Source organism: Seonamhaeicola sp. S2-3, from assembly GCF_001971785.1.
Taxonomy (GTDB): Bacteria; Bacteroidota; Bacteroidia; order Flavobacteriales; family Flavobacteriaceae; genus Seonamhaeicola.
In genome coordinates, this window is the sequence record NZ_CP019389.1 from 2,599,912 (window position 1) to 2,614,146 (window position 14,235).

The 14,235-nt window shown below is 31.9% G+C and carries 14 protein-coding genes; 2 read left to right on the top strand and 12 right to left on the bottom strand.

Annotated features, from left to right (window positions below):
* Nucleotides 1–41 precede the first annotated feature (41 nt).
* From BWZ22_RS11290 to BWZ22_RS11310, 5 genes are all read right to left on the bottom strand, one after another.
* Nucleotides 42–1,790 carry a DEAD/DEAH box helicase gene (locus BWZ22_RS11290; RefSeq protein ID WP_076700084.1) on the bottom strand — a complete coding sequence of 583 codons (1,749 nt, stop codon included), beginning with the start codon at nt 1,788–1,790 and terminating at the stop codon, nt 42–44.
* A 465-nt stretch (nt 1,791–2,255) separates the two neighbouring features.
* Nucleotides 2,256–2,882 carry a hypothetical protein gene (locus tag BWZ22_RS11295; RefSeq protein WP_076700086.1) on the bottom strand — a complete coding sequence of 209 codons (627 nt, stop codon included), beginning with the start codon at nt 2,880–2,882 and terminating at the stop codon, nt 2,256–2,258.
* 320 nt (nt 2,883–3,202) lie between these two features.
* Nucleotides 3,203–3,934, bottom strand: a complete 732-nt coding sequence (locus BWZ22_RS11300) for a phospholipase D family protein (RefSeq protein ID WP_076700087.1) — start codon at nt 3,932–3,934, stop codon at nt 3,203–3,205.
* A gap of 113 nt (nt 3,935–4,047) precedes the next feature.
* Nucleotides 4,048–5,280, bottom strand: coding sequence for a M48 family metallopeptidase (locus BWZ22_RS11305; protein WP_076700089.1), 1,233 nt, complete (start codon nt 5,278–5,280; stop codon nt 4,048–4,050).
* 78 nt (nt 5,281–5,358) lie between these two features.
* Entirely contained in the window at nt 5,359–6,153 is a 795-nt protein-coding gene (locus BWZ22_RS11310) for an RNA methyltransferase (RefSeq protein WP_076700090.1), read from the bottom strand.
* A 61-nt stretch (nt 6,154–6,214) separates the two neighbouring features.
* Here BWZ22_RS11310 and BWZ22_RS11315 point away from each other — a divergent pair, with 61 nt between their 5' ends.
* A complete protein-coding gene (locus BWZ22_RS11315) occupies nt 6,215–7,021 on the top strand; it encodes a DUF6503 family protein (RefSeq protein ID WP_076700092.1) in 807 nt (268 codons plus the stop codon).
* A gap of 2 nt (nt 7,022–7,023) precedes the next feature.
* Here BWZ22_RS11315 and BWZ22_RS11320 read toward each other — a convergent pair whose 3' ends face one another.
* Nucleotides 7,024–8,091 (bottom strand): DUF3810 domain-containing protein, encoded by a 1,068-nt coding sequence (locus BWZ22_RS11320; RefSeq protein ID WP_076700093.1) that lies wholly within the window; start codon nt 8,089–8,091, stop codon nt 7,024–7,026.
* 176 nt (nt 8,092–8,267) lie between these two features.
* Between BWZ22_RS11320 and BWZ22_RS11325 the strand changes: the two genes are divergently transcribed.
* Nucleotides 8,268–9,728 (top strand): aminoacyl-histidine dipeptidase, encoded by a 1,461-nt coding sequence (locus BWZ22_RS11325; RefSeq protein WP_076700095.1) that lies wholly within the window; start codon nt 8,268–8,270, stop codon nt 9,726–9,728.
* Nucleotides 9,729–9,778: 50 nt separating this feature from the next.
* Here BWZ22_RS11325 and BWZ22_RS11330 read toward each other — a convergent pair whose 3' ends face one another.
* The 6 genes from BWZ22_RS11330 to cysS all read right to left on the bottom strand — a co-directional run bounded on the left by BWZ22_RS11330 (nt 9,779) and on the right by cysS (nt 14,213).
* The gene (locus BWZ22_RS11330) at nt 9,779–10,066 is read right to left on the bottom strand and encodes a type II toxin-antitoxin system RelE/ParE family toxin (RefSeq protein WP_076700096.1); all 288 of its coding nucleotides are present in this window, start codon (nt 10,064–10,066) and stop codon (nt 9,779–9,781) included.
* The gene (locus BWZ22_RS11335) at nt 10,059–10,298 is read right to left on the bottom strand and encodes a type II toxin-antitoxin system ParD family antitoxin (RefSeq protein WP_076702469.1); all 240 of its coding nucleotides are present in this window, start codon (nt 10,296–10,298) and stop codon (nt 10,059–10,061) included. Before BWZ22_RS11335 ends, BWZ22_RS11330 begins: the two co-directional genes overlap by 8 nt.
* Nucleotides 10,299–10,741: 443 nt before the next feature.
* Entirely contained in the window at nt 10,742–11,275 is a 534-nt protein-coding gene (locus tag BWZ22_RS11340) for an SRPBCC family protein (protein WP_083692310.1), read from the bottom strand.
* A gap of 297 nt (nt 11,276–11,572) precedes the next feature.
* Complete coding sequence (locus tag BWZ22_RS11350; protein ID WP_076700099.1) at nt 11,573–12,331, bottom strand: YoaK family protein; 759 nt, start codon at nt 12,329–12,331, stop codon at nt 11,573–11,575.
* Nucleotides 12,332–12,469: 138 nt separating this feature from the next.
* Nucleotides 12,470–12,691 (bottom strand): membrane protein insertion efficiency factor YidD, encoded by a 222-nt coding sequence (gene yidD, locus BWZ22_RS11355; RefSeq protein ID WP_076700100.1) that lies wholly within the window; start codon nt 12,689–12,691, stop codon nt 12,470–12,472.
* A 40-nt stretch (nt 12,692–12,731) separates the two neighbouring features.
* Entirely contained in the window at nt 12,732–14,213 is a 1,482-nt protein-coding gene (gene cysS, locus BWZ22_RS11360) for a cysteine--tRNA ligase (RefSeq protein WP_076700102.1), read from the bottom strand.
* Between the last annotated feature and the right edge of the window lie 22 nt (nt 14,214–14,235).

The window sequence follows — 14,235 nt, forward strand, 5'->3', positions numbered from 1 at the left end:
TTTAACCTAGGTAAAAAAACAGATAATATATTTAAAAACTATTAGCGTCTAGAGCGTCTGGGTCTTGATGCGGCAAAGTTTCCAGAGTTAGAGCGTTTAGATTTTTTATCAGAAGAACGCCTAGAGTCATTTCGTTTAGAACCATTACGTTTGTCGTCACGTCTTCCTCCGCTTCTTCTTCCATCACGTTTTCTACTACGGCTTCTGTTTTCAGAGATTTCAACATTTACAAAGCGCCCGTTGTGTTTAAAGTCGGTAAAAAAGTCTAAAACTTTTTGTTGTTGCTCATTTTCGGTATTAAAAAATGAAAAACTGTCTTTAACTTCTACTTTAAATACATCATCTTTTCCTAGCTCTAAAACTTCTTTTAAAAAGTCTTTTAAGCTCATCCAGTCAAAGCCATCTTTTCTACCAACGTTTATAAAGTAGCGGGTAGAGGTTGAATCACTTGCTTCTCTGCCACTAGCAGAAACATTAAGGTCTTGAGCTTTTTTGTAGTAATTGTAAAAACGGGTAAACTCAACAGAGAAAAATTTCTTTATTAACTCTTCTTTACTAGTGTCTTCAAATAATTCATTAATACTTTCTAAGTGTTTATCAATTTCATGATTAACCTGTGTATTATGAATTTTATTTGCAAGAGACATTAATTGTATTTCGCAAATTACAGCACCATCAGGAATATCTTTTTTTACAAATTCCTTTTTAATAATACGTTCAATACTTTTAATTTTTCTAACCTCACTTTTAGAAATAATTACCATAGAAACTCCGGTTTTTCCGGCGCGTCCTGTTCTACCAGAACGGTGTGTGTAGGTTTCAATTTCATCAGGTAATTGGTAGTTTATTACGTGAGTTATATCATCTACATCAATACCGCGCGCAGCAACATCGGTAGCAACTAGCATTTGAATTTGTTTATTTCTAAACGATTTCATTACCAAATCGCGTTGGTTCTGACTTAAATCGCCGTGTAAAGCACCAGCGTTGTAGCCATCTTCTATTAACTTTTCGGCTACTTTTTGGGTGTCTCGCTTGGTTCTACAAAAAACTACCGAGAAAATATCTGGATTAGCATCGGCTAAACGTTTTAGAGCCTGATAGCGGTCTCTAGAGTTTACCATGTAATACTCATGCGATACGTTTTTACTGCCTTCATTTTTATGTCCCACAGTAATTTCTTGTGGGTTGTACATAAATTTTTTGGCAATAGTAGCTACCTCTTTGGGCATTGTAGCAGAAAATAACCAAGTGTTTTTATCATCTGGAGTGTGAGATAAAATACTGGTAATATCTTCATAAAAGCCCATGTTTAGCATTTCATCGGCTTCATCTAAAACGCTGTATTCTATTTTAGAAATATCAACCAAACGTCTACTAATCATATCTTTCATACGCCCTGGCGTAGCTACAATTATTTGTGCGCCTCGTTTTACCTCTCTAGCCTGTTCTGTAATGCTTGCGCCACCATAAATAGCCACTACATTTAGTCCTTTACAGTATTTACCATAAAGTTTCATTTCATTGGTTATTTGTAAACAAAGCTCTCTGGTAGGCGATAAAATTAAACCCTGCGTAGTGCGGCTATTAACATCAATTTTTTGCAACATAGGGAAACCAAATGCTGCTGTTTTTCCAGTACCTGTTTGTGCTAATGCAACCAAATCGGTTTCAGAATTTAATAAAATTGGTATGGCTTTGTCTTGTACTTCACTAGGTTTTGTAAAACCTAAATCGTTAATAGCTTGTAGTAGGTTGTCTTGCAAACCTAAATCTTGGAATGTGTTCATTACTTTAAGTAAGTATTCGATTATGTTATGTGGTGTTACATAAAGAAGCGAATCGACATACTTAAACCTTAAACTTCTAGTAACACAGCCTCACGCTGAGGCATTTTAGGGTGCAAAGATACATTAATAATTGATATTTACCATTTTTAATTTTTTGGGCGTTACCCACAAGGGGTCGGGCTTTTGGCAGTCGCTCTCTAGGAGGAGCTCCAACAAATGCCGCAATCCCTAACGCAGGCTTGTTTGCTGGTATTTGTTTTTAAATAGGTGTTTGTGTTGTTTTTGGGAGGTTGGGTTAATGTGTTTGGCTAGATTTAGTTTGGGAATAAAATCGCCAAAATTCTAAGTCTTAGTTTTTAGTTTGGTTTTGTTTCTTTTTTTGGAGACTTATAAATATATACACAAAACTTTGAGAAAGCACAGAATTCACATTAATTTAACTGGAGTTGGGTGTTTTTAATATTTTTAATTTTCATTTAAAAACTTATTGAATTTTGACAAACTTAATAACAGAGAAAATCCTTTATCATATTTCATTCTGTATGCAGCATCATTTGCTTCGAAAACAAACTCCCATTTATTATTATTGTTAGTCTCAGGGTCATATACCATCCCAATTTGAAATTTGTCTCTAACTGAAATTTTGTAAAGAGTGAATTTCTCCTGTGGTTGATTTGAAAACCTAATAATTTCATTAAGGAAATTTAAAATATTATTCATATCATTTTTATCTAGAAAGATATATCCACTTTTTTCAATATTATTATAAGTAGTACTTGTAGATACTCCCCACAAATTACTAACATTTGCAAATGCGATTGATGTGCCAGCTTGTATAATTTCACGGGTATTTATATTCACTTCGACACCGTATATAGTTGAATCTGTTTCTAGATTCTTTAATTCAATTAGTTTAAACGTGATTTCACGGAAGTCAGTTCCAAAAAATGGTCTAAAACTCTTAGAGTCTGAATCTAAGATAGTATACTTAACCTTATTTATAGAATTTAAATTTTCTTGAGTATAGGATTTAAATGTAGAACTAATTATTAAAAAACTACTCAATAATAATTTTAAGGTTATATTACTCATGTTATAATATTAAAATGTTATTAATTATGCACAACAGTTTCGGCTATGGTTTTGATGCGTGGTTTAGCACTGATTTTATAAAGTATAGACTAAACTGAAAATCCGTAAGGACTTTCAGAAGTAGGGAAGAATAAGCAACTACTTATAGTCAATGTGCCTGTTGCGCAGGTCAAAATTCAAAATAAACAACTCAATTTTTATACTTGATAAATTTTGTATATTTTTAAAAATCAGTATTTTATGATAGTTTAAATTTCAAAAAATAAGGGTTTGGGCTACTTGTTGAGTTGTGTAATGGTTACCATTTTTGTAAACAGTTTTTATTCAGTTATATGTTTTGCTATATCTTCTGGCCAAACGACAAACTGTCCATATTGTCCATTTTTTTCAATTCCGCCAGTTTCTTTTCCACGCTTTGTTGTTATCCAATCGTCCTCTTTCTTATACATTAGTTTATTGTCGGTAAACCATTTATTAACTTTCCGGCTGCTTAACCCAGTCAGTTTTGACAATTCTTTGGTGCTCAATAATTTAGATTTTGAATAGTCTTTATTCTCTTGAACTTTCTTTATTGTACTTTCAGTTTTCTTTTCAATTTCCTTATCAATTTTTTTTACAGAAACACGTATTTCTTCGCTAATCGTTAATAATCTTTGAACTTCGTTATAAATGTCATTGTATAAATCAGCGTCTTTTTCTTTCGTAACGTGAATTCCCATCTCGTCATTATTCTGTTGTGAAAAAGAATATAAATTCATTGAAGTTACGATTGCCTCGTTTTCGTTTAGATAACATTTTGCGTGAAGAGAATTACAAAGACTTGTTCTAATTCCGATTTGCTTTTCCAACCAATTACTTTCCTCGACTTGTAACTTATTCTCTCTGTAAATTATTCGAATATCTCTTTTTTGAATGTTTAGATTTTCCAAATGGTCTTTTACTCTTTTGTGAAATTGCAGATATGGACTTATTAAAATTAGTCTGTCTTTTGTTGTTCTAATTAGTTCTTCTAAATGATAAGAAACACCTGTAGTGTTTAAAAATTTTGCCATTTTATATTTCAGTTTCTCGGTTTTCGTAAATTGTTTACAACAAATGTTAAACGAAAGTAGAAAATTTTTCGTACAAAATCAAACGTAGTTCAAATCTAAATTGAAGTATAAAATTACTTTCTCAAATTCTTAATACGCTGTAATAGTGTAGGGTGGGAGTAATGCATAAACACATAAGCTGGGTGAGGTGTTAAGTTACTCAAACTATTTTTAGAAAGTTTTTTAAGGCTGGTAATTAGAGGTTCACCTTTGTAAGTGTTTTTAGCATAATCATCGGCTTGATATTCAAATTTTCTAGAGAATATGTTCATTATTAATCCAGTAATTTCAGAAATAGGCGAGTAGAGTAACATAAAAGCAATAAGCCCTACATGAAAACTAGCTTTTTCAACACCTAAAGCATTAGATAATAACGGATTTGAAATAAACAACGATAAAATATAAAGTGTTAAACCCGTTAGTAAAATAGAAGCCACCAAATTAAAAATAATGTGTTTCTTTTTGTAATGTCCAACTTCGTGGGCTAAAACAGCAACAATTTCTTCATCCTCTAAATCGTTTATTAACGTATCAAAAAGCGTTACACGTTTTTCGCTACCAAAACCAGAAAAATAGGCGTTGGCTTTGGTGCTGCGTTTAGAGCCATCAATAACAAAAATTTTATCTAACTTAAAGCCAACTGTTTTAGCATAGGCCGAAATTTTATCTCGTAAATCGCCAGCCTCTAAAGGGGTTTGTTTATTAAATAAAGGCACAATTAGTTTAGAGTAAAACATATTCATAAAAACTGTAAAAACAGTAATTAGCCCCCAAGCATACAACCAAAAGTGTTTGCCTGTAACTTGGTAAAACCAAATAATTAAGGCTAAAATACCACCGCCCAAGATAACCATCATAAGCCAACCTTTTAGTTTATCTAAAAAGAAGGTTTTTATTGTGGTTTTATTAAACCCAAATTTTTCTTCAATTACAAAGGTGCTGTAGTATGAAAAAGGGGTTGTTAAAATATCGCTAGCAATCATAATAATTCCGAAGAAAATTAAAGCAATAATAATAGGGTTTGTACTGTAGTTCCTTGCTATATTATCAACAAATTCAAAACCATCTAGTAATAAAAAACCAAGTGTTAAAACTATTGAAAATGTAGAGGTTAATAAACCAAATTTATACTTGGTAGCCTTGTAGCTTTGCGACTTTTTATATTCGGTTTCATCATAAACATCTTGTAATTCTGGTGGCAAAGCATCATTAAAATGTTTAGCGTTTAAAGCATCTAAAACTTTATCTACTATAAAACTAATGATGATTATGGCAATTATAGTATAGAAAAGTGTAGTTGCTGTCATGTTTGTAAAGTATATTTTGCTGTCAACCCTGAATTCGTATTAATAAAGTAATACAGAAACAAGTGTTCTATGACAAAATTATTGAAAATTTCGTTGTCTTTTGGCTTCAAAAATAAGAATTCCAGCAGCAACAGACACATTCATAGAATCTATTTCTCCCTGCATGGGTATTATAATATTTTGTGTAGCATGTATTCGCCATTCTTCACTTAAGCCCGTTGCTTCTGTTCCTACAATAATAGCAGTTGGTTTTGTGAAATCTTGAGTGTGATATGCAACAGATTCTTGTAAAATTGCAGCGTAAATATTAATATTTTTTTGTTTTAAAAACTCAATAATTTCTGCGGTAGAGCCCGTAGCTATTTGATTTGTAAATACACAGCCCACACTAGACCTTATAATGTTTGGGTTATATAAATCTGTTTTAGGGTTGGCAATAATTACAGCATCAACATGGGCGGCATCGGCAGTTCTTAAAAGTGCTCCAATATTTCCAGGTTTTTCTGGGGCTTCGGCAACCAAAATTAAAGGAGCTTTAGTAGTGAATTTTAATTGCTCTAAGCTGTTTATTTTAGATTTAGCAACCGCTAAAACTCCTTCAGTAGTTTCTCGGTATGCTAATTTTTGATAGACTTCTTTTGAAATCTCTATAAGGTTTATGGGGTGCTTGGTTAAGCTATGTAATGATTCTTCAGAAAACAGTTCTGGATAAAACAACAGAGTTTCTAACTCATAACCACCTTTTATAGCTAGAGAAATTTCGCGTTGTCCTTCAATTAAAAATGTTCCTGTTTTTCTTCGCTCACGCGATTTTTCTTTTAATTGAACCAACTGCTTTACAAAAGCGTTTTGTGTACTTGTTATTTCTTTCATAAAATGAAGGTAAAAGTAAGTATTTTGAAATAACTTCGTCAAACCATAAAAAATTTATTATATGAAGTTTATCAAATTAATTATTGTTCTTGCTTTAGCCTTTGTTTCTTGTAAAAAAAATTCTGAAAAAGCACCCGTTGAAATCACAGATTATAAAACAGAAACTCTAGATGTTACTACCAGTATTTATCCAGAAAACTTAACCAAAGTATTTGATGCTCATGGTGGTATTGATGCTTGGAGACAATTTCAGTTTTTAGAATTTACAATGGAAAAACCTGATGGTAATGAAATAACTAAAACCGATTTAAAAAACAGGAAAGCCTTAATAGAAATGCCAAATCATACCATTGGTTTTGATGGTGAAAATGTTTGGTTAAACAGTAAAGACGACTCTGAATTTAAAGGAGCAAACCCTAAGTTTTACTACAACCTTATGTTTTATTTTTATGCAATGCCTTTTATTTTGGCCGATGATGGTATTATTTACGGTGAAGCAAAACCCTTAGAATTTGAAGGCAAAACCTATCCAGGAATTAGCATTTCTTACCATGATGGCGTAGGAGAGTCTTCAGAAGATGAATACGTACTTTATTATAACCCTGATACTTATAGAATGGAATGGTTGGGTTATACTGTTACGTTTTTTACCAATGAAAAAAGTAAAGAATTACATTTTAGACGTTATAATAATTGGCAAGAAGTAGGTGGTTTGTTATTGCCAAAATCAATTGTTAGGTATAACTATGCTAATAATTTACCAACAACGGTACATAGCGAAAATCTTTTTAGCAATATTAAAATTTCTAAAGAAAAACCAAATCAAGATATTTTTATTAAACCTGAAAGTGCTAAAATTGTAGAGTAAGTTTATATTGTTTTAGTATCAAAATAATTAACCAAAAGGGCCACTACATAACTGTAGCTTTCCATCCCTTTTGGTTGATTATTTGCTTTTAAAAAATTGCTGTAAAATATTTTAAAAAAGGGCTCTATAGGGTTTTCGTGTGTTTCCCAAAATAATCTAACTTCTTCGTAGTTTTTCAAAATGCCTTTATTTACAGTCTTTCCTAGAGCTTCAAAAAGGGCTTCATCGCGTCTGTAAATTTCGTTTAAGCAATAGCGTAAGCCAAAGGTGTATCCGCAGTATTTAAAGTAAATATCATCATTATGAATAGAAGCCAAAAACCCAATAAAATTAGCTTCATTTTCGGCAGCATACCCCAATTGATGTGCCATTTCATGTGCCGATGTAGTAGGAAATTTAAAGGTTGGAATTAATCCATCTACCTGCGCTTCGTTAGTTAAAGGGTTTAAATAGCCACTAAAACCCATATAAGTTAAAGGGTAACTAAACAACGATTTTTTTATGCTTTTAGGGTTATACTCTAGTTGAGAAAAATCAGATTTTAAGTTATCATACCCCTCAGGTGTTTTTTTAAAAATAGCTTGTTTAGTATATGGTAAAGTAACCTTTAAAGTATCGTTTTTAGTAATCTCTAAATGTAAAGCATTAGATTTCTCAATTAATTTTTTTGTAACAGAAACCAATTGCTCAGTAGTATAATCTGCTTCTAAATTTAAGTTTTTGTGTAAAGGCAAACGGTAATAATTGTAGCCCCAAAACAAATGAAAAGCAAAGTATAAAACAGCAAGCGCACTAGCAACATCAATAATCCATCTTCTAGTATCTTTAAGAATGCGTTTTCTATTTTTATAGAGCCAGCGTAATACGTAAACTGTGCCTAAGGTATAAACCAAATCGCCAAAAGAAAACGGCATCCAGCCCAACATGTATCTAAAAACTTTAGAAATGTAAACGTAAAGTCCGTTACTGTAATAAGCCTCCACAAATTCTGGGTTTTTAGATAACCACAAAATCAGTAAATATTGCGGAAATAAGCTTAGGGCTATAACAAGTTTTTTGTTTTTAAACATAAATTCAAAAATAATAAAAAAAAGTACCGCAGCTTAGTTGTGTGCTAATTAAGGTTTCTTCCTGCTTTCCGTTAAATCTTTTTTTCGTACCTCAAAAAAGGATACCACTTCAATCAGGAGTAGCTGCCAATTTCAATGAGTATTTGCTATCTTTGAAAATCTTTATAAATAAAAATATGAACTCAGAAATAAGACAATTACAACCAACCCAACTTTGGAATAAATTTGCCGATTTGAATGCTGTACCAAGAGCCTCAAAAAAAGAAGAACGCGTTATTGCTTTTATGAAAGCTTTTGGTGAAAATCTAGGATTAGAAACCCTAGTTGATGAGGTTGGTAATGTAATTATTAAAAAACCAGCCACTGCCGGAATGGAAAACAAAACCACTGTGGTCATGCAGTCGCATTTAGATATGGTACATCAAAAAAATAATGATACCAATTTTGATTTTGATACCCAAGGTATAGATATGTATGTAGAGGGAGACTGGGTAAAAGCTAAGGGTACTACTTTGGGAGCCGATAACGGTTTAGGAGTGGCAACCATTATGGCTATTTTAGAAAGTACCAATATTCCACACCCTGCTATTGAAGCCTTATTTACTATTGATGAAGAAACTGGTATGACAGGTGCTATGGGCTTAAAAGGCGGACTTTTAACTGGTGGTATTCTTTTAAATTTAGATACCGAAGAAGATAATGAAATAGGCGTGGGGTGCGCCGGAGGTATTGATGTTACTGCTACCAGAACTTATAACGAAGAAGAAACACCCGAATTTAAAATAGGATTTACCATTGAGGTAAAAGGTTTACAAGGCGGGCATTCTGGTATGCAAATTCACGAAGGATTAGGAAATGCCAATAAAATTATGAACCGCCTACTTTTTGATGGTTTTGAAAATTTTGGATTGCGTATTTCTGAAATAGATGGTGGCGGATTACGTAATGCTATTCCCAGAGAAAGTAAAGCTATAGTGGCTATAGATGCTATTCATGAAGATGCCTTTTTACTAGAAATGTCTTTAATTTCTAATGCAATTAAAAAAGAGTTTAAAACCACTGAGCCCGATTTAGATGTTGTTATTTCAAAATGTGATACACCAAAAAAAATCATGGATTTAGGAGTTCAAGAAGGTGTAACTAGAGCGCTTTATGCAGCTCAAAATGGGGTGTATAGAATGAGTGCTGATATTCCTGATTTGGTTGAAACATCTAATAATTTAGCAAGAGTGCTTATTAAGGATGGTGAAATTAAAATTTTGTGTTTAACACGCTCTTCAGTTGAAAGTGCTAAAACCGATTTAGCTAACACGTTAAGAGCAACTTTTGAGTTAACAGGTTGTGAAGTTGAGTTCTCTGGAGATTACCCTGGGTGGACTCCTAATATGGATTCGGCTATTTTAAAAGTAATGACAAAACTTTATGAAGATTTAAATGGCGAAAAGCCACATGTAGCAGCTTGTCATGCAGGTTTAGAATGTGGTATTTTAGGAACTAATTATCCAGATATGGACATGATTAGTTTTGGTCCCAATATTAAAGGTGCTCATTCGCCAGATGAACGTGCTCAAATTTCATCAGTGCAAAAATATTGGAAGTTTGTATTGGAGATTTTAAAGCATATTCCAGAGGTATAATGTTTTGAAAATTGAGTTATACATTATTGGTATGAGTTTTTTTAATTCAGTTATAGTTTTTCATTAAAATCTTGTCTTCCGATGATAGCTATTATTTCAACAATATTTTCATTAATTTTATAGTAAATACTATCAACTCCACATACACAACGTCTATATCCTTTTTTAATATAATCCACTGATTCGAATGAAAAAGGACGTTCTGCAATAATGTCAAAATATTCAAAAAAAGTTTCGAAATATTTGTCCGCTTGAGTCATTCCAAATTTTTTAACTCCGTAGTGGTGAATCCGAATTAAGTCGTTTTTTGCTTCATTTGTCAATTTGTATTTAGCCATTTAGTAAGGACTTTGATTGGGATAAAATGCTTTCTTTACTGTCGTTTGTAAATCCGCTATTTTCAGATTTTTCCAGTTTAGCTCTAATCCAATCAATTTCAACTTGCTGTTTTCTAGCTTGTCTAATCAAGTCATTAACTAATTCACTTTTGCTAGAATACTCTTTGTTATCAACTTGGGCTTTTAACCATTCGTCATTCGGTTTTGTAAGAGATATACTTTGTCTTGGCATAATTTTATTATTTGGTGTAAATTTACACCAAAAACGAGTTGTTAGCAAATTATTGCCAACTTTATGGATATACGTCATTTTTAATTGCACATATCCTAACAATAAACGAACATAGTTGATAATTTTACATAATCAAGTTTGTTAAGGTGTGGGGTATAGCCATAACCACTCAATTATAAATAAAGGAAAATACTTTTTCACTACTCTATAAACAAGCCGATAATAAAAAAGATTCAGCATATTGGTGGGGAAAAGTACTTAAATGCTTTCAACTCAAAAATATTGGAAGTTTGTACTGGAGATTTTAAAACATATTCCAGAGGTATAATGTTTTAGGGATTTGTAGGTATTGATAAGTTTTCACTTAGTTTTATCCTTTTTATATTGATTAAAGGATATAATCAAAACTCCAATCAATAATACCAATATTTTTTTATGATTTCTCATTTTTGTTGGTCACTGGCGTGCTTATTATATTCTTCTCCTATTGCTTTTGCGATGTCTCCAAGGTACTGATCTATAGTTGACCCCAAATCAAAGAACAAATAGGAAAGTACTTTTATAAACGGATTTTTTATTGTTGCATATTCTGTAAATGTTAATTCTGTTCCTCCATTATCAGTTTCTTCTAATGTTCCTGTCCAATATCCTGTAAATCCATTTGCTTCGATTATTTCGATTTCATATCTTGAATATGGAATTTTACTTTTTACTTTGAATGTAATTGCTTGTCCTTTTTTTTGTATTTCCTTAAAAATTTCATTGTCACCAGCCGATTCAAGAATTTGTACCTCTTTTAGATTACTTCTCCATTTCCAGTTTCTGTTATCAGTTATTAAATTGAAAATACTTTCAGGTGAAGTAGAAAAAATAGCAGTTCTTTCTGCTTTTCGTTCGTTCGGTAGTATTAACCCAACAAATAAAGTCAATAAGATAATTCCAATAATTACATAAAATATCATCTTTACGTTTTTCATTTTTGCTTGTGGCTAACTTTAAGGATATACATCATTTAAATGAATTATATCCTACAAGAAACGAAAGTAGTTGAAAATATTTACAAAATCAAGTTTGTTAAGGTATGGGGTACGCCTAGAACTCACCGAAAAATAGTTAGGGAAATACTTTTGCATCACTTTATAAAAAGTGCATTAATAATAAAGATTCAACATGTTAGTAGGTATATGTATTTAAATTTCATCATTGAAAAATATTGGATTTTTTAAATACGTACTTGATATTTAGTGCTTTAAAGGCGTAAATACAACAGTGTATTACTTATGGTATTGTTGCGTGTAGTGATTTTTTTGTTGATACTTTCTTTTGGTTTTAATTAAAGTAAATCTAACATCATCATAAAATAAGCTTAAAACCAAAATAACACCTCCAATTATTAAGGTGTTTAATTGCAATTGAGCTTCAGAATAAAAATACCCACCAATTAAACCTCCAGAGAAAAATGAAAGAATAATATATATTCTAAGTTTTATGGTTGCTTTTAATTTTTTTGTGTTTGGATGTGATGTTGGAAAGAATAATTGAGAAATTTCTATTCCTAAGTCGGTAAAAAGTCCAGTTAAGTGTGTTGTTCTTACCACTGCATTTGAAATTTTTGTTACAAATGAGTTTTGAAGTCCCATTGCAAAAAGAAGAAAACAAACAATTGCATGAGGGAGCTTTATATCAATAATATTACTTAGAATGCCTATGCTAAATAATATTAAGCTTTCTATTATGGTTGGTAATACAAAAACATTCATTTTTTTACTTTCCTTAAACGTTTCAATAAGGAAGCTTGACGCGAATGAACCAAGAAAAAATGAGAATATATAAGCAAAATAAATGGTTCCCTTCCAAAAATTAAAATTAGCTATATCATTGATAAACAGAGCAAAATGACCTGTAACATTTGTGGTTAATTGACCAAAAAATAAAAAACCAGTTACATTTACAATTCCAGCTACAAAAGATAAAATTGTTGCAATCTGTAAATTATGTTTTAGTGTTCTGGTTTTACCTTGGTGTCTAAACATTTATAGCTTATTTTAAATTGTTAATTACACTTAGTTTAGTGAAGGTAATTTTTATTTAAGCCTTATTAAATATTTTATGTAGCTACATATTTTAAAGCAAGCGCGAAGGTAGTTGAATTTTTTTAAAATCAATTTATATTATGGTACAGGGTCATATCCAGAACCACCCCAGGGGTGGCAAGAAAAAATCCGTTTTATGGCTAACCATCCACCTTTTATAAGTCCGTGTTTTTGTAAGGCTTCTTTACTGTATTGTGAGCAGGTTGGGGTATATCTACAGCTAGCAGGCGTTAAAGGCGATATAAGTACTTGGTATACTTTTATCAAAAATAAAAACGGTGCTATGAGTAGTTTTTTCATGCTTTGTTATTCTGAATTATTTCAGAATTTATGTGGCATTTTAATTTACAGAAAAGGTAGTGCCGTCTTTTCCATCTTTTAAAATAATTCCAACTTCGGCTAATTTATCGCGTATTTTATCAGATAATGCAAAATCTTTGTTGGCTCTAGCTTCTTGCCTTAGTTTAATAAGAACATCAACAGCTCCAGATAATTTATCATCATCAGAATTACTGAGTGTACTATTTTCTAAACCTAAAATATCAAAAGTGAAAGCCTTTATTGTATCTTTTAAAGTGTTTAAATCTTCAGTAGTTACAGTTTGAGAACCTTCTTTAATTTGGTTGATATATTTAACGCCTTCAAACAAATTAGCAATTAACACAGGTGTGTTAAAATCATCATTCATGGCATCATAACATTTCTGTTTCCAAGCATCAATAGCTATTGATGATGTTTTAGAGGTGTTTAATTTCTCTAACATACCTATAGCGTCCATAAGTTTATTAAAGCCTTTTTCACCGGCTAATAAACCTTCGTTGGTAAAATCTAAAATGCTTCTATAGTGTGCTTGTAACATAAAAAAGCGCGCTACTCCCGGAGCAAAAGCCTTAGTTATATTAGGGTTTTCGCCAGTAAAAATTTCACCAGGTAAAATGTAGTTGCCAGTAGATTTTGCCATTTTTTTACCATTCATTATAAGCATGTTGGCATGCATCCAATAATTTACAGGCGATTGCCCTTTGGCAGCTTCATTTTGTGCAATTTCACATTCATGATGCGGAAATTTTAAATCCATTCCACCACCGTGAATATCAAAATGTTCACCTAAGTATTTGGTGCTCATTGCGGTACATTCTAAGTGCCAACCAGGGAATCCATCACTCCATGGTGATGGCCAGCGCATAATGTGTTGTGGTTCGGCTTTTTTCCAAAGTGCAAAATCTTGTGGATTCTTTTTATCGCTTTGTCCGTCTAACTCACGTGTATTGTGAATTAAATCATCAAGTTTACGTTTACTTAATTTTCCGTATTGACTAGTTTCGTTAAACTTATGAACATCAAAATACACAGAGCCATTTACTTCATAAGCAAATCCGTTATCAATAATGTTTTTTATTAATTCAATTTGCTCAATAATATGACCTGTAGCGGTAGGTTCAATGCTAGGAGGTAGAAAGTTAAAAGCGTTTAAAATGTTATGGAAATCAACAGTATAGCGTTGCACAACTTCCATAGGTTCTATTTGTTCTAAACGTGCTTTTTTGGCAATTCTATCTTCGCCAGCGTCGGCATCATTTTCTAAATGACCAGCATCGGTAATATTTCTAACATAGCGTACTTTATAACCTAAGTGTTTTAAATATCTAAAAATAACATCAAAAGACATGAAGGTTCTTACATTACCTAAGTGCACATTGCTATACACGGTTGGTCCGCAAACATACATGCCTACGTGTCCTTCATTAATGGGTTTAAATGTTTCTTTTTTTCCGCTAAGTGAGTTGTATATTTTTAGCTCTTGATGATTATAAAGTTGCATGGTTGGTAATTGGGAAATCTGT